At 43.0% G+C, this 14,918-nt stretch carries 17 protein-coding genes and 1 pseudogene; 10 read left to right on the forward strand and 8 right to left on the reverse strand.

Features of this window, described 5'->3' with window-relative positions:
* Positions 1-457 precede the first annotated feature (457 nt).
* Entirely contained in the window at positions 458-1,027 is a 570-nt protein-coding gene (locus PPIS_RS16500; RefSeq protein WP_010376305.1) for a YceI family protein, read from the forward strand.
* A complete protein-coding gene (locus PPIS_RS16505) occupies positions 1,014-1,544 on the forward strand; it encodes a DUF1285 domain-containing protein (RefSeq protein ID WP_010376304.1) in 531 nt (176 codons plus the stop codon). Before PPIS_RS16500 ends, PPIS_RS16505 begins: the two co-directional genes overlap by 14 nt.
* 18 nt (positions 1,545-1,562) lie before the next feature.
* Here PPIS_RS16505 and yihA read toward each other — a convergent pair whose 3' ends face one another.
* Positions 1,563-2,201: a ribosome biogenesis GTP-binding protein YihA/YsxC gene (gene yihA / locus PPIS_RS16510; protein ID WP_010376303.1), complete on the reverse strand. Its 639-nt coding sequence runs from the start codon at positions 2,199-2,201 to the stop codon at positions 1,563-1,565.
* 453 nt (positions 2,202-2,654) lie between these two features.
* On the opposite strand from yihA, the gene PPIS_RS16515 reads away from it, so the two are divergent.
* The 4 genes from PPIS_RS16515 to PPIS_RS16530 all read left to right on the forward strand — a co-directional run bounded on the left by PPIS_RS16515 (position 2,655) and on the right by PPIS_RS16530 (position 5,704).
* Entirely contained in the window at positions 2,655-3,287 is a 633-nt protein-coding gene (locus tag PPIS_RS16515) for a c-type cytochrome (protein ID WP_010376301.1), read from the forward strand.
* 636 nt (positions 3,288-3,923) lie between these two features.
* On the forward strand, positions 3,924-4,577 hold the full coding sequence (locus tag PPIS_RS16520; RefSeq protein ID WP_010376298.1) for a class I SAM-dependent methyltransferase: 654 nt from the start codon (positions 3,924-3,926) through the stop codon (positions 4,575-4,577).
* A gap of 24 nt (positions 4,578-4,601) precedes the next feature.
* Positions 4,602-5,189 carry a Der GTPase-activating protein YihI gene (yihI, locus tag PPIS_RS16525; protein WP_010376296.1) on the forward strand — a complete coding sequence of 196 codons (588 nt, stop codon included), beginning with the start codon at positions 4,602-4,604 and terminating at the stop codon, positions 5,187-5,189.
* On the forward strand, positions 5,189-5,704 hold the full coding sequence (locus tag PPIS_RS16530; protein WP_010376294.1) for a DUF2489 domain-containing protein: 516 nt from the start codon (positions 5,189-5,191) through the stop codon (positions 5,702-5,704). Before yihI ends, PPIS_RS16530 begins: the two co-directional genes overlap by 1 nt.
* A gap of 178 nt (positions 5,705-5,882) precedes the next feature.
* Here PPIS_RS16530 and PPIS_RS16535 read toward each other — a convergent pair whose 3' ends face one another.
* Together PPIS_RS16535 and PPIS_RS16540 are read right to left on the reverse strand one after the other, a co-directional pair.
* Positions 5,883-6,569, reverse strand: coding sequence for a 4'-phosphopantetheinyl transferase family protein (locus PPIS_RS16535; protein WP_010376291.1), 687 nt, complete (start codon positions 6,567-6,569; stop codon positions 5,883-5,885).
* A 120-nt stretch (positions 6,570-6,689) separates the two neighbouring features.
* Entirely contained in the window at positions 6,690-7,256 is a 567-nt protein-coding gene (locus PPIS_RS16540; RefSeq protein ID WP_010376288.1) for an NADPH-dependent FMN reductase, read from the reverse strand.
* A 107-nt stretch (positions 7,257-7,363) separates the two neighbouring features.
* Here PPIS_RS16540 and PPIS_RS16545 point away from each other — a divergent pair, with 107 nt between their 5' ends.
* A complete protein-coding gene (locus PPIS_RS16545; protein WP_249031223.1) occupies positions 7,364-8,326 on the forward strand; it encodes a LysR family transcriptional regulator in 963 nt (320 codons plus the stop codon).
* On the opposite strand, the pseudogene PPIS_RS25830 reads toward PPIS_RS16545, so the two are convergent.
* A pseudogene (locus tag PPIS_RS25830) lies at positions 8,302-8,376 on the reverse strand (FMN reductase); the annotation flags it as partial. The gene PPIS_RS16545 and the pseudogene PPIS_RS25830 sit on opposite strands and share 25 nt — an antisense overlap.
* A 107-nt stretch (positions 8,377-8,483) precedes the next feature.
* On the opposite strand from PPIS_RS25830, the gene PPIS_RS16555 reads away from it, so the two are divergent.
* Positions 8,484-9,371: a LysR family transcriptional regulator gene (locus PPIS_RS16555; protein ID WP_010376285.1), complete on the forward strand. Its 888-nt coding sequence runs from the start codon at positions 8,484-8,486 to the stop codon at positions 9,369-9,371.
* Positions 9,372-9,604: 233 nt separating this feature from the next.
* Here PPIS_RS16555 and PPIS_RS16560 read toward each other — a convergent pair whose 3' ends face one another.
* The 4 genes from PPIS_RS16560 to PPIS_RS16575 all read right to left on the reverse strand — a co-directional run bounded on the left by PPIS_RS16560 (position 9,605) and on the right by PPIS_RS16575 (position 13,063).
* On the reverse strand, positions 9,605-9,991 hold the full coding sequence (locus tag PPIS_RS16560) for a hypothetical protein (protein ID WP_010376283.1): 387 nt from the start codon (positions 9,989-9,991) through the stop codon (positions 9,605-9,607).
* Positions 9,991-11,583: a S41 family peptidase gene (locus PPIS_RS16565; protein ID WP_010376281.1), complete on the reverse strand. Its 1,593-nt coding sequence runs from the start codon at positions 11,581-11,583 to the stop codon at positions 9,991-9,993. Before PPIS_RS16565 ends, PPIS_RS16560 begins: the two co-directional genes overlap by 1 nt.
* 63 nt (positions 11,584-11,646) lie before the next feature.
* Complete coding sequence (locus PPIS_RS16570) at positions 11,647-12,267, reverse strand: endonuclease (protein ID WP_010376279.1); 621 nt, start codon at positions 12,265-12,267, stop codon at positions 11,647-11,649.
* Positions 12,268-12,352: 85 nt separating this feature from the next.
* Positions 12,353-13,063, reverse strand: coding sequence for a hypothetical protein (locus PPIS_RS16575; protein WP_010376277.1), 711 nt, complete (start codon positions 13,061-13,063; stop codon positions 12,353-12,355).
* Between the two features lie 155 nt (positions 13,064-13,218).
* Here PPIS_RS16575 and PPIS_RS16580 point away from each other — a divergent pair, with 155 nt between their 5' ends.
* Both PPIS_RS16580 and PPIS_RS16585 read left to right on the forward strand, forming a co-directional pair.
* Positions 13,219-13,599, forward strand: a complete 381-nt coding sequence (locus PPIS_RS16580; RefSeq protein WP_010376275.1) for a hypothetical protein — start codon at positions 13,219-13,221, stop codon at positions 13,597-13,599.
* Positions 13,600-13,717: 118 nt separating this feature from the next.
* Positions 13,718-14,887 (forward strand): DUF3103 family protein, encoded by a 1,170-nt coding sequence (locus PPIS_RS16585; protein ID WP_010376273.1) that lies wholly within the window; start codon positions 13,718-13,720, stop codon positions 14,885-14,887.
* Positions 14,888-14,918 lie beyond the last annotated feature (31 nt).

A 14,918-nucleotide genomic window follows, 5' to 3' on the forward strand; every position in this document is an offset into this window, starting at 1 on the left:
GTCGATTAGACTAGTGCAACTTCATTCATCTTTGTTTGCAAGTATACACTAGCAGCATAGCGTCTTAATTTTGTAGCTCCTGTTAATCTCCAGTAACAAAAAACAAATTAACGTTGAAAGTTTATCAAATTGGCTCAAGTTTTGCTTTTTGGTGTTTATTTCTGGACGTCTATTTGTTATTGTTCGCGCCGTCCTCATCCTGTAGGACATCCTGTTGATGATGTATCTCTCGCAAGAGGATACAGTGTATTGATAGCTTCTCCCCAGATTGCTATAGCGGCTCGTAATTTTTACGGGCCGTCTTTTTCTCCTCTTGAACAAATCAATTTCTAGTCTTAGATCAAGAATAATATCTAGTCTTAGCCATCAGTTTATGATTAAAGGTTTATTTAATTTGCACTGCGTTTTACACTGAGCGCTCAAATGCAATTCACTCTCATTTCATAAGGAAGTCGTCATGCTAAAGTACCTTCTTTTAGGTAGTGCACTTATTTCTTCTCAGGCGTTCGCAGCTTGGCAATTTAATCAACAACAAAGCGATGTTAGTTTTGTGTCTGTGAAACAGACTAGCGTTGCAGAAGTACATCATTTTAAAACGATAGATGGTACATTATCTGCTAAAGGCGAGCTTGAGGTTAATATTGACCTGGCAAGCGTTGAAACGATGATCCCGATCCGTAATGAACGCATGCAAAAGATGCTGTTCAATGTAGCGCAACACCCAAAGGCGAAAGTTAACGCTGATGTTTCTGAAGTGCTTGCTAAACTTAAAGCTGGTACACAAAAAATCAATGATGTGACAGCAACATTGACACTGCATGGTCAGATCCAAAAGATCAGCCTAGACTTACTGATAACGAAAAGTGCTAATGGCTTGGTGGTTACACCGGTACATGCATTTATTCTAGATTCAAAGCAGTTTGGGTTAGATAAAGGGATTGAAGCGCTACGAGAAATTGCGGGTCTGAAGACTATCGCGACTAGCGTGCCTGTTAGCTTCAACTTGGTTTTTGATGAACAAAATTGATGCGTTAATCAAACAGTATGTTACGAATCATGCGCCGACCGAAAATTGGTCGGCGCCGTCGTGCGGTTTTTCTGACATCAAAATTGCGGCGGACGGTCGTTGGTTTCATCAAGGGCGTGAAATTAAACGGCAATCGCTAGTTGCCTTGTTTGCTAGTGTTTTAACCTTTGATGGTCAGCAGTATTGGTTAAAAACACCAGCAGAAAGTTGTGAGATAGAGGTGCTTGCTCATCCTTTTATTATCGAGCAATGGCGTTATTGTGATGATGCATCGGCTTTGGAGTTATCACCTTGTATTATCGCGATAGATAATTTAGGCCGTGAATGGCCCATTTGTGATGTGTTTCCACTAGCCCTTGAGCATGTTAATGGGGGAGATATTCCATTTCTCACACTCAATTATGGTTTAACCGCTAGAATTTCACGAAATGTCTATTATCAGTGGGTTGAATTGCTCGAGGAAGATGAAAAAGGCTTTTATCTGATGTCGGCAAAGACGCGCTTTTATCTTAGCTAAGCGCGCCCTACGTTTTGATTATTCGCTCGCTTCTTCTTGAGCTTCTTTAACAAACGGACCTAAGTACCAATCATCCAGTTTCCACGCTAATTCGTTCAACCCGATGCCTTTCAAAGAAGAAAATGCGTGAACTGTGATATCACCGTCTATTTCAGATAGCGCACGACGTACTTGAAGTACTTCTGCTTTGCGCTTACCTTGTTTTAGCTTATCGGCTTTAGTCAACAACGCCAATACCGGTATATTGCTGCCAGTCGCCCAGTTGATGAGATCCATATCGAGATCTTTAAGAGGGTGACGAATATCCATTAATACCACAATCCCTTTAAGACATTTTCGGCGTTGTAAATATTCACCTAATGCTTTTTGCCATTTCTTTTTCATCTCTAATGGGACTTTCGCAAAGCCATAGCCAGGTAAATCAATCAAACGCTGATCTTCACCTAGAGAAAAAGTATTAATAAGCTGAGTCCGGCCAGGTGTTTTACTGGTGCGTGCCAGCTTTTGGTCTGTAAGCGTATTGAGCGCGCTCGACTTACCAGCGTTAGAACGACCCGCAAAAGCAACTTCAATTCCAGTGTCTGGTGGCAGTTTACTGATATCTGGGGTACTTGTGATAAATTGTGCCTGATTGTATTTAACGCGAGATTTTAGCACGCTGACTCCTAACTGATTAAACTTTCGCGGATGGAATTGCGTATTTTATAACAGTATGACGGAAACCAAAAGCATTGTGAGGTTTGTTCTAAACACCGCTTTTGTTGCTAATTGGCAGAAGCGTCGTGCCAATATTAATTAATCTAGGTCAAGTCCCTATAAATTATAAGCTTAATATGGGCAGAAAACGTGCCAGAGAAAGTAATATCGTGTAGAATGTAGAAATTGCAATGTCAATCTAAAGTGTATACCTATCAGTAGTCACTGCTGAGCAAGGCGTATTTAGATGGATCGGTGCTGTTTGGCGTTATATTTGCTAAGTTTGCATGTATGATTCATCTGATTAACATAACAACCTAATTAGTACTGATTGGTATTATTTGCCCGAGCAATAAAGAGAGCGACTTTGTTCGCGAGGGTACAAATTACAGGGTCGGAAACAGAGAATTTACCATGAAAAAAATAGCATTAACTTTAACAATGTTGCTTGGTACGTTGTCAGCAAGCAACGCATCGGCATTCGATGGTGACGCGGAAGCAGGTAAAGCAAAGTCTGCAACGTGTGCAGCATGTCACGGTCCAGATGGCAATGCCCCTGTGACTATGTATCCTAAAATCGCAGGTCAGCATGCAGATTATATCTATAAGCAGCTACAAGAGTTTAAGCTAGGTATGACGTCTGGTGGTAAAGAAGGGCGTATGGATCCTGTGATGAGTGGTATGGCTATGCCGCTGTCAGATCAAGATATGAAAGATTTAGCCGCATACTTCTCTTCTTTATCTATGTCTGCTGGTTCAACGCCGGAAGATGTTGTTGCTGCAGGTCAGAAGCTATATAAAGCCGGTGATGCTGAGCGTGGTATTCCAGCTTGCGCTGCGTGTCACGGTCCTCGTGGTAACGGTACTTCTTTAGCTAAGTTCCCTAAAGTGTCATTCCAGCACCCTGAGTACATCAAATCACAGCTTGAGAAGTTCCGTGATGGCACTCGTAACAATGACATGAATGGTATGATGCGTGATATCGCGCAGAAGCTTACAGACAAAGACATCGAAGTATTATCTAAGTACTTAGGTGGTCTACACTAAAGTCGTATAGTGAGTTTACCTCTCTCAGTGTAAACTCTTACTATTGAAAAAAGGGCAGCATAGGCTGCCTTTTTTTGTTGTTGAGGTTGTGAGATATATCTCACTTTTAATGTAAGACATTTGCTTGTGCAACATGTGAGTTTTAGCTTATTTTTAAGCTCTTGTTCAGTGTAAGTTTATGTAATTCATCTTTTTTCTGTTTAATTAAAAAAATTAAGGTAAGAAATTTGTTATTAAACAGTTGTAACTCAAGCTCAGGAGCGTAGATTATTCGTTGTCGCCAAGCAATACAAAAAAAGGGACAATTCGATACGGAAGCGTAGGTGGCAAAGTTGTGTATCTAGTTGGATACGAAGGACTATCAAGAAAGCGTCAGGAAGACCGAGAATAAGAAAATCACGGAAGTCTCATAATAAAAACAATATGGAAAGTGTCACGGAAGTCTAAAATAAAAACAATACGGACGACAATAAAATAAAAAGAATAATAATAAGACTTAAAAGTCGAAGGGAGAAGTGTCCAGTTGTGACGCTCAGATTAGTAGGCGGTAGAGAGTGATCTCTGCCGCCTTTTTATTTGGTTGCCTCTATTATACCTGATACAATAGCCGCCTTATTAAGCAATCACTGTCGACCATTGCAAGATTCAACTCTATTCAGTTGTGGCCTGTGCCAAGGTAATCAGCTTGAAACCTACCATCAAGACAAGTATCGACTGTACTGGCAATGTCAAACCTGCCAGTTGGTGATGGTTGATCCCAAGTCGAGATTAACACCAGCTCAAGAAAAGGCCATTTATGATAGCCATGAAAACGATCTGGCCGATGAAGGCTATCGTCGCTTTCTAGCACGAGTGGCGGATCCACTGTTGGCGCGTTTGGTGACGCCAAGCCAAGGTTTAGACTTTGGCTGTGGGCCAGGCCCGCTGCTTGCGAAAATGCTTGAAGAAGCTGGGCATCAGGTGGCTTTGTTTGACCTGTACTATGCTAATGATGCCAGTGTACTGACTCGTCAGTATGACTTTATCGTGAGTACAGAAGTGGTGGAACATTTAGCAGAACCTGCAAAAGTATTAACGCAATTGTTAGCATGCTTAAAAGTGGGAAAGCCGCTGGCATTGATGACCAAGCTCGTCATTGATAAAGCACGCTTTGCGAATTGGCACTATAAAAATGACCTAACGCATATTTCATTTTTTAGCCAAGAAAGCTTTGCGTATTTTGCCGCGCAGCAGGATTGTGAATTAGAATTTATTGGGAATGATGTCATCATTCTCACCAAGCGTAGTTAGCGCGAGAATTTTGGATAACCAATTATGACCAGAAAGAAAAAGACACGTAAAGTTGCAGCCAATGGAACACCAAGGCTGAGTAAAGAAAAGCTACAAGCGTTACGTGCGCTTAAAGAGCAGCGTAGCAAAAAAACCAAGGGTAAAAAGCCGGGTTCGAGAAATGCACCAGAGATCCTAGTGAAAGAGCAATCAAACACGACGACCAATAAAGATCCGCGTGTTGGTAGTAAAAAGCCCATTTCTTTGGTTGCAGAGCCACAATCGGCTGAGTCGAATACACAGCCTGAGATGAAGCGCCATCTACAGCCACAAGTTAAGTTAACTACAGCGGTAGAGACGTTAACTCCAGAGCAAGAGCTTGAGCAGTTAGAAAATGACGAACGCTTGATGGCGCTACTTGAACGCCATGAACGCGGTGAACTGCTAACAGGTAAAGATGCGAAATACTTCAATCGCGGCATTGCACGTCATCAGGAAATATGTGAGATCTTAGGAATTGATGATGAGTTTGAAGAAGGCGATATGCTAGATGATGATCCAATGGATCAGTTTATGAGTAATGATCTAGCAAATGAATGGTTAGACGACGACTTTGAGGAAGATGATAAGTAATGAATACTGCATGGATCATCGCAATCATTATTGGTGCCCTGATTATTGCTGGACTGGCGTTTTACGCGGGTAAATTACTATGGCAGCTGAAGGTACAAAAAGAGCAGATTGCCAAACATCGCGAGCAAAAGGCTGCTGAGCTTGAAAAGTCACGGCAGCAGCGCAATGGAAAAATTGCGGATAGCGTTAACTTGATCGCGCGTGCGATGAAGGAAAAACAATGTGAATATTCTGAAGGGTGTTTACGAGTTTGGGTACTCATCTCGCAATATAGCTTTGACGAGGAAGTTGACTTACAACAGAGTTATCCTGGTGTTTATCAGATGTATGATGAAGTCAAAGAAATGCCAACTCATGACGCGCGTAAGAAGTATTCTAAAAAAGAGATTTTCAAAATGGATAGCCAGCGTTGGCGTGCTGAAGAGCGCCTAGAAGCGGAGATCTTACAGGACTGTGAAAAGCTGATAGCGCGCTTTAAAGCGGCTGCTGGCAGTGAAAATGTCGTGTTTCAGTAAGTTGTCTTTTGAAAATGGGTAAGTGAATCCTTATCCAAACTTCAGATTAAACGCCCCAAGTGGGCGTTTTTAATTATAAATAAGAAACTTTTAACGCAGCTAGCGTCAGATTTATTCCTTCAAACTGAGCATGAATTAAGACTAATTGCTATAAGTATTAAGTCAAACAGGTATGATTTTACTCTGCAATGTATTCACACTCGGTCAGCACTAAGGCGTCTTTGCATTGGTAATATACTTCCACTTGTTGTCCTTCGCCTAAATCCTTGTGTAGCGTTTCCACCAAAGTGAAAATAAGTTTCTTGTCATCAAACTGAGTCAGCTTGACGGCATCAAAGCCAAAGAATTTTTGCACCGTGCTATAAAGTGCCTTAAATATGCTTTCTTTGGCCGAGAAAATAACAGTCAATGGGCAGTGCACTTGCTCGCCGAACAGCGCAAAAATTTCAGCTTCTTCAGGATGTAGAATTTGTCGTTGTAGTTCGACTTCCTGCTTCGGTTTCATATCTCTTTCGATATCAATGCCTAAGCCTTTCACGGCGATATCATCTGTAGCAATCGCAGCCGCGATCCCTCGAGTATGGGTGATACTGGCAACAATATTAGCAGGCCAGATAGGCGCCCGATCGGAGCCGTTAAGCAGCGTAAAGTCACCTTGTCCAAATTGCGCTAGGCAAGTCTTGGCACATATTCGTCCTGCTAAAAACTCGGCTCGCCTTTTCGCTACCGCTTTATCAAGTGAAGCGGGCAGGAGTATATTTTGTTGTTCAAAGGAAAGCGCGTCAAAGCTGTCAGGATCAAACTGAATGCAATGAAAATGGTGTGAGAGATAGGGGGTAAATAGGTGACTCTGAGTGCTTTGCAAAGCTGACTCCCGTTTTCGTATCCATTATTACAAGGCTGATATTGCGCCTCTAATTCGCTTTGGACGCTTAGTGTGCATGAGCTAAGCGTCCATAGCAAGATATGAACGAGAGATTAAAAGTTATTTTAACTTACTTGCAACGGACACCAGTTGCAGAGCGAGGCTTGATACTTTCTCAGCAAGTTCTGGGTCTTTAATTTTACCTTGGTCATCAAATACATTAAATGCGCCAGGTACAGCCAATTGGTCTGCGAGTACTAAACTGCCAATGCCAGACAACACATCACGGACATGGTTTAGGCCGCGTAATCCACCTAAGCCGCCTGGTGAGGCTGCATAGAGCGCCACTACCTTGTTTCTAAATGCTGGCACTGCACCTTGTTCTGTTCTAGACGCCCAGTCTATTGCATTTTTGAGCACCGCAGTGAAAGAACCATTGTATTCTGGGCTTGCTAATAGAATACCATCGGCATCGCGCAGCTTGTCTTTTAAAAGTTGAGCACCTTTTGGTGTGCCTTGCGCTTCAAGATCTTCATCGAACATTGGAATATCTAAATCTTGTAACTTGATCACTTCTACTTCTGCGCCACTTTCTAGTGCAAAGTTTGCCGCGGCTTGGATGAGTAATTGGTTGTAGCTGTCTTTTCTTAAACTGCCTGCTAGTGCGATAATTTTTGCTGTAGTCATCTTGCTGATACCTTATTTTGTTTCGTTAAAGTGATAGTAGCAAAATTTTACTTGCACAAAACCGAAATAAACGCAAAGCTTGTGTGCATATATGCACAGAGGTGGTTATGGATAAATTCACAGATTGGCAGGATCTTAAGGTCGCTTACACGGTTGCCAAGCTTGGCACCTTATCAGCGGCGGCTGAGCATTTAGAGATCCACCACAGTACGGTACTGAGACGAATAAATAGCTTAGAAGAAGCATTGGGAACGCGGTTATTTCACCGTCATGCCCGAGGTTATCAGGTAACACAGGCAGGAGAAAAGCTACTTGCGACGGCGAGTCAAATAGACGAGCGCTTGATGGAGTTGAGTACTTCTATTGTTGCCTCGGACAGTCAGCTTAGAGGTAAGCTTTTGGTGACAACGGTCAGTGGCTTTATGGATATGCTCTCGGAGCCTTGTTTGACTTTTCAGCAATTACACCCACAGGTACAACTTGAAGTCATTCTCGACCAAAAGCGTTTACGCTTAGATCACGGACAGGCGCATGTAGCGGTGAGGGCAGGACCAAAGCCCGATGAGCCCGACTACATAGTGCAGCATCTAAATACTTTAGAAGCAGGCTTGTATGCGTCTTCAAGCTATATCAAGCGTATGGGGATCCCTAAAACACTTGAAGCGTTACAGGCGCATTACTTTGTCTCTGGTGTGGCCGGATTTAATGCAAGAGTGCCATATTTCGCTTGGGTAGATGAACATATCCCTGAGACACAAGTGACGCTTAGGGTATCTGAAACGTCAGATGCGTCGCGTGCCATTGTTAATGGCTTAGGTATTGGTGGGCTACAGCACGATGTAGCAAAACGTTACCCAGATTTACAGCCGGTGTTGCGTGATGAGTTAAAATGGCTAAGCCAAGTTTGGCTAGTTACCCATGTACTGGTTCATCGAACGGCCAAAGTACAGGCATTATGTGACGTGTTAAAGCGCCATTTTGCTAACCTGAACTGTAACTTGATCACTTCTACTTCTGCGCCACTTTCTAGTGCAAAGTTTGCCGCGGCTTGGATGAGTAATTGGTTGTAGCTGTCTTTTCTTAAACTGCCTGCTAGTGCGATAATTTTTGCTGTAGTCATCTTGCTGATACCTTATTTTGTTTCGTTAAAGTGATAGTAGCAAAATTTTACTTGCACAAAACCGAAATAAACGCAAAGCTTGTGTGCATATATGCACAGAGGTGGTTATGGATAAATTCACAGATTGGCAGGATCTTAAGGTCGCTTACACGGTTGCCAAGCTTGGCACCTTATCAGCGGCGGCTGAGCATTTAGAGATCCACCACAGTACGGTACTGAGACGAATAAATAGCTTAGAAGAAGCATTGGGAACGCGGTTATTTCACCGTCATGCCCGAGGTTATCAGGTAACACAGGCAGGAGAAAAGCTACTTGCGACGGCGAGTCAAATAGACGAGCGCTTGATGGAGTTGAGTACTTCTATTGTTGCCTCGGACAGTCAGCTTAGAGGTAAGCTTTTGGTGACAACGGTCAGTGGCTTTATGGATATGCTCTCGGAGCCTTGTTTGACTTTTCAGCAATTACACCCACAGGTACAACTTGAAGTCATTCTCGACCAAAAGCGTTTACGCTTAGATCACGGACAGGCGCATGTAGCGGTGAGGGCAGGACCAAAGCCCGATGAGCCCGACTACATAGTGCAGCATCTAAATACTTTAGAAGCAGGCTTGTATGCGTCTTCAAGCTATATCAAGCGTATGGGGATCCCTAAAACACTTGAAGCGTTACAGGCGCATTACTTTGTCTCTGGTGTGGCCGGATTTAATGCAAGAGTGCCATATTTCGCTTGGGTAGATGAACATATCCCTGAGACACAAGTGACGCTTAGGGTATCTGAAACGTCAGATGCGTCGCGTGCCATTGTTAATGGCTTAGGTATTGGTGGGCTACAGCACGATGTAGCAAAACGTTACCCAGATTTACAGCCGGTGTTGCGTGATGAGTTAAAATGGCTAAGCCAAGTTTGGCTAGTTACCCATGTACTGGTTCATCGAACGGCCAAAGTACAGGCATTATGTGACGTGTTAAAGCGCCATTTTGCTAACCTGAACTGATACCAATTGCACTAAGTCTCCAATCAATTTGAAGGGTGAAATACCATATTAGCGTCGTTAAAAATTTCTCATTTAGAACAACTAAATAGCAAAATTTTTGCCTTGCCTATATGGATATAGGTACCTTGGCGGTAGCAGGACGCGAGAGCGGAGCTACTAAAGTTATTTCTCCGCTTCAAATAGCTCATTTACCTAATACAATTGGTATGAGGTTAAGAGAATTACGGCTGGCGTTATTTTTCCAGCTTTTTGCAGCTAACTTTACTGAGCACGACATAAGTATCCTTTTTCGGATAGTAGAGCACACACTGGGTGTCACGAAGCTGCAAGATGAAACTCTCATAAGCGAGATTATGTGCGCCTAAAATTGGACTGCCATTGCCATCTAGGCTTTGGCCATGCTCAAGCAGTAGTGTTGGGCTACGTTGAAAAACGGTACTTGCGAGAGTCGGTGGTAAACCGCCTTTGAGTTTTACTATAGCTTGCTTGAGTTGTGATAACACTTCGGGCGAAGATGTCGAGAGTACAGCTTCATTAACCGAAGTTGATGCAGGCGCGCTATTGCACGCTTGCATCAATAAAGCCAAAGCGGTGATTTTCACCGCTTTTAGCAGCGCCATTATTGCGGCTCCTTGGGCTTCATTAAAATTGCATTTTCTCGCAGTGGATAGACTGGGAGCGTAACCGCATGCTCCTTATTTTGATACTGTGGCTGAGCAGTAGGCGCAAATTGCGCTACATTTGGGCAACGACCGGTATCTATATGCGTCAGTGCTGCGGCGAAAAGATCTTCTTCTTGACTGCCTAGCGGTGCTGAGAAGTCATCTGCGACAATACAACCTGGCACTTGTGCGCTCAGACCAATTTCACCGCTGCTTGACGCTCCTGAAGGGGTAAAGCCATCAGCATAAGCATCAAAGCCCTTGGCATTTTCTGAACCAAACTGAATGGTATAGTAAACCGTGCCGCAGTTTTGCGCGGGCACAAAGCCATAGGGCTTACCTCGAGTGGTACCACCGATCAAAAAGACTTCAACATCAATGCCGCGCAGGCCATTAATTACATTTTCACTGGCAGAGGCCGTGCCTCGTGTCGAGAGGATATAAACTCTAGGTAAGGTTACGGTGGGCAAAGTGGTGGATGTAAACTTGTTTTCAGCCCAGTTAATAGCTCTAGACTCAAATTCTGTTCGTTCTTCTTCAGCAGTACGCTTGTCATTTAAGGTGCTATAAGTGAAGGTTTTATTTAGGCTGCTGTTGCCTGCAACCATATAGCCTAGTTGTGCTGCCATAATGACGCGACCACCGCCGTTGTAACGCATGTCGAGTACTAAATCGTCTATTTCTTGTGTTTTAAATAGAGTAAAGGCTTCAACCAACCCTTCTTGGGCTGTTGGAATAAATTGATTGAACTGCACATAACCAACCTGCTTACCGCCATAACTAATGACTTTAGCGTTTTGCACCGGTGAGGTTTCAATATCGACTGAAGTCAGGGTAACGGATTTTTCGTTGCCTGATTTATCTTCAAATACAAAGTTATGTGGCTCGCTTTGCTCTGGTGATAGGCCAGCATTTAGCGCAGCGGTATTATCACTTGAAATAAAGTCGACGCCATCTATCGAGAGGATCTTATCTCCACGTACGATCCCTGCATTCGCGGCTGGTGAATTAGGCTCTACTGCGGCGACAGTAAAATTACGTGGTGGTGATGTGGATATGGCCGCCCAACGAATGCCATAACCGGTCGCAACACCCGATTGCGCTTCTTTTTGGAAGCTTTCATAAGATTCGTAGAAATGAAATTGATCTTTGGCATTACCCGACGCCGTTGTTTGGTTTGTTTTTAATTGCTCGAAGTAATCAATAACGGTATCGAATTGTGTTGGGTCGTTATCTAGTACTTCGTCGTACCAAAGGTAGGTTTCGTTGGTAAAAGAGCGGAGCCACATTTTTTCATGCATCGCCGTACCACCCTTATCAGGATAAGGTTGGTTGTTGTTATATTTGTCTGTACCCGTTCTTGGGGAGGCACAATAGTTAATAAACTGACTTGACGCAGGAAATTGATTAAACGTCCAAGTTGGCGGCTCGGTTTGTCCCGTGTTATTACCTGGATTATCGGTGCCTAATGAATCGCTGCCACCGCCACCACAAGCGGCTAATAACAAGCTCATTGCTGTTGATGCGAAAACTAGAGTAATACGTTGCATCGTATTCACGTTCCTGTTTTAGTTGTATGACTAAAAACTAGCACTGCTTGGGTTATCTCGCAATCACTGTTTCTGCCAAGCCGTGAATAATTTCCGCTGTTGTGGGGAGATTTTTAGCCCGTAGGTTTTTTCCATATAAAAATACGCCTCAGCGATGCGTTTTCTTGCATATTCTGGAGGTTCAATTCGGCGTAATTTAAAGTCTATCTTGACTGGACACGCACCATAATTTGCTTCAGTACTAGGTAACATACCAAAACGGAAATTAGATCGATCCCCATTGATTTCGCCAATCGCTGGAGCAAGATTGTGAATATCAGCTTCCATCCTCCTAAATTGCTCACTGACTTTACGGCAGTGCTTTCTTCCGCCATCTTGCCAGCACTGCAACTGATGTCCAAATTCCCACGCAGGCACGATATGCTCCCACTCAATGCGCTGAGCACGGGCGTTTTCTTTGCCATTGCGAGTGTAAGGTAACCTCGGGGTATAACCACAACTTGCGGGATCTGGGACCAGCTTTTTGCCTTGCTTTTTGATATTACAATTACAATAAAGCGTGCGGGTATTGTCAGTAACTTGTTGTGATAAATGTTTCTTTGCTTTTGAGAAAGACGTGAATTCTTGAGCGTTGGCTGTTAATACAAATAAGCTAAGCGCTAAGATATAGCAATATCGTGACATAACCTCTCACCAAATGGTGGAATACAGGGAATGTCACTATATCAAAAAAATCATCAATACTAACAAGCGTATACGGTAAACCCCTTTATTTATTAAGAGCAGGGCGACGTTTTCGCCAAGGTGGAGATTGCAATAATAACAATATCCCTGTTAGACAAAAGAGCACACTCGTAGCGGCGAAGGAAATGAGCAAGGGGTTATTAAAATCCTCACGTTCGTCGTAATCCATAATGTGTAACATCCAAAAAAAATCAAAGATGCGCCACAGCGTACTACGAACCGTCACAACTTTACCGCTGGCTGCACTTAGATACAGCGTAGTGGAGAGGATATCGTTATACTCGACTCGCCAAACATCCTCCTTGTAACCTGCTTCTCTGGGAGCTGTGGCAAGTCGTTCAATATGACTCACATCCGCTGCAATTAATAGGTGTTGATTGGCCTGTTGTATTATTTTCTGTTGATTTGGTGTGGTAAAAGGTGCGCCTGTTATCCCGTTGAAAATGAGCTTTTCATCTTGGTTGAGTTTGATGATGGGAGTATCGAGAAAATGGCCGAACTGGATTTGACGTACTTGCACTGTGTTTTGTACTAACTGATTGAGATCAGCTTGGTACGCAGCAGTGGGGAAGGGGTTGTCTAAGCTTCTATGCGCTAAGTGTTTACCATGGATCTTTTCCAATGGGAGCGCGCTCATGACCAGCCCGCCTAATAGCCAAGCAAAGATCTGTAAAAACAGTAAATAGCCAAGGTATTTGTGGAGTTTACGTGCGGGTTTTAGCAGTTTTTTAATCATCACAATATGTTATTCTAGTTGTTCGTGAGTATGATAACTATAACGCACGGTGCGTAGAATGTGACAAATTGTCGCATTGTCCAATAAGTAATGTCCTTATCACTCTGATAAATAAGTCATTACTAGATTTAGCTTTACAAGGTAGCTTTTAATACATGTCTGAAATTCAATTTTTAAATGTCGATTTGGAACTGGAGTCAAAGCAGGATATCAGTGCGCTAGTTTCGGATTTAAAGAAAAATGCTATCGTGCTGCATTACGATCAAGATGACTATCGTCAATTGGCTCGCATCGAAGCAAATACCAATGAATTAACCCCTGACAAAGCGATTAATCAACTGTGTGAGTTAATTGAGTCTTGCTCTAAAGCGGCACTTAAGCAATGGCTAGGTTGTACCAAGCGAACTTTTGATATTGGCTTTAACTCAGGCAAGTCACCCAAGTGCTTTTCGCAAGCACTACAGGCAGATACGTTGCTTAGGATCTCTGCAATAGGTGCCGGTATAGAAATTACTATCTATCCAGTAGAAGAATAAAAACTCTAAAAGCTAGATTAAATTGTTTTATATGTTAACTATGTTAATGTATTGATAATTTATTTTTGTTGTTTTATCTTGTTTATTCCATAACACGGATTATTTCTAGGAACGCAAGATGAAACAACATGTAACCCTTTCTACCCTAATGATAGCCATGCTCGGCGGAATGTCTTTCGCAAGTTTTGCGGCAGACAAGGCTAGCCTTAATACCTACAGTTCACTTAAGCAGCTTGATAAATTTAACGCTGCACCAGTTCAAGTAGCTGATATAAAGAAGCAAATTGCGAAAAAATTAGCACTATCACTTAATCACGTAGGCCCCCAAGTTCAAACTCAACTTAGCCAGTATCAGGATGCCGTTTCACTGGAGCAGCTACAAGTTCAGGGGGCGACTAAGCAGCTCATGACAGAAGCGAACCAGTATACTCGTTCATTAAAAGGTCTGACTGACTATAGCTCTAATCTGTATCAGCTGCGTATTGCTTCTAGCGAAATGCTAACAAAGTGGCAACAAGGTGAAGCGCCATTAATTGCTTTTGCGCCTAAAGGTGATGATAAGCACTGGCAATATGTAGAGGCCTTTGATGAGCATGGCCAATTGCATTTACTTGACGCACATACAATGCCAGAGCGACCTGTGCTAATCGTTGAACTTGATAGTGACAAGGTAAAACAAGAAGGCATTCAGGTAATGAAGCAAGTGTTTGCCAAGCAAGGCTTAGCAATGCCATCAACAGCTGTGCAGAGCAACGATGATGCTGAGCCGATTTCAACCAGTGTATTGAAGAAAATCAGACTAAATGACGATGAAGAGCCTTGGGTATCTGGGGCTGCGGAAGTTTACGGCATTGTAACAGGTGTCAACCCATCCCGAGATGAGCCCGTTCTGGATATTGTGGATATGCCATATTTGGACCACGATGGTACGGACTATACGCCTAATCAAATTATCATTCATTGGGAGCGATATCGTTGGCAAGCGGCAGATCTATTGCTGATGGAGCAAGACGACAATACTAACTATCAAGACTTAGCAACAACACTTTTGGATATTGTGACTCAAGTGATGCGCGCTATTCCTGATCCTAATGTTCAAGGTTATGCGATTATCCCGCAACTGACGAATCAATTGATCAAAGCGATGCCAAGCCATTGGTTTACTAACGATGATGACTACGTTGATGTGTTTTACACCTTGTTTGAAGGACAAACTTACAACGGGCATATGGGCGCAAGTGGTAATGCGAAAGTGACGATTGAGCCACTTACAATTAACCCTCGCTAAATATTAGCCAAAATGATGTTATTGAAAAAAG

The organism is Pseudoalteromonas piscicida (assembly GCF_000238315.3).
Taxonomy (GTDB): Bacteria; Pseudomonadota; Gammaproteobacteria; order Enterobacterales; family Alteromonadaceae; genus Pseudoalteromonas; species Pseudoalteromonas piscicida.

Coding starts and splice junctions, on each gene's coding strand:
- PPIS_RS16570 (WP_010376279.1), bottom strand. CDS start 12,267: ATGTCACGATATTGCTATATCTTAGCGCTTAGCTTATTTGTATTAACA.
- PPIS_RS16555 (WP_010376285.1), top strand. CDS start 8,484: ATGGATAAATTCACAGATTGGCAGGATCTTAAGGTCGCTTACACGGTT.
- PPIS_RS16505 (WP_010376304.1), top strand. CDS start 1,014: ATGAACAAAATTGATGCGTTAATCAAACAGTATGTTACGAATCATGCG.
- PPIS_RS16560 (WP_010376283.1), bottom strand. CDS start 9,991: ATGGCGCTGCTAAAAGCGGTGAAAATCACCGCTTTGGCTTTATTGATG.
- PPIS_RS16500 (WP_010376305.1), top strand. CDS start 458: ATGCTAAAGTACCTTCTTTTAGGTAGTGCACTTATTTCTTCTCAGGCG.
- PPIS_RS16530 (WP_010376294.1), top strand. CDS start 5,189: ATGAATACTGCATGGATCATCGCAATCATTATTGGTGCCCTGATTATT.
- PPIS_RS16515 (WP_010376301.1), top strand. CDS start 2,655: ATGAAAAAAATAGCATTAACTTTAACAATGTTGCTTGGTACGTTGTCA.
- PPIS_RS16565 (WP_010376281.1), bottom strand. CDS start 11,583: ATGCAACGTATTACTCTAGTTTTCGCATCAACAGCAATGAGCTTGTTA.
- PPIS_RS16545 (WP_249031223.1), top strand. CDS start 7,364: ATGGATAAATTCACAGATTGGCAGGATCTTAAGGTCGCTTACACGGTT.
- PPIS_RS16575 (WP_010376277.1), bottom strand. CDS start 13,063: ATGATTAAAAAACTGCTAAAACCCGCACGTAAACTCCACAAATACCTT.
- PPIS_RS16585 (WP_010376273.1), top strand. CDS start 13,718: ATGAAACAACATGTAACCCTTTCTACCCTAATGATAGCCATGCTCGGC.
- PPIS_RS16580 (WP_010376275.1), top strand. CDS start 13,219: ATGTCTGAAATTCAATTTTTAAATGTCGATTTGGAACTGGAGTCAAAG.
- yihI (WP_010376296.1), top strand. CDS start 4,602: ATGACCAGAAAGAAAAAGACACGTAAAGTTGCAGCCAATGGAACACCA.
- PPIS_RS16540 (WP_010376288.1), bottom strand. CDS start 7,256: ATGACTACAGCAAAAATTATCGCACTAGCAGGCAGTTTAAGAAAAGAC.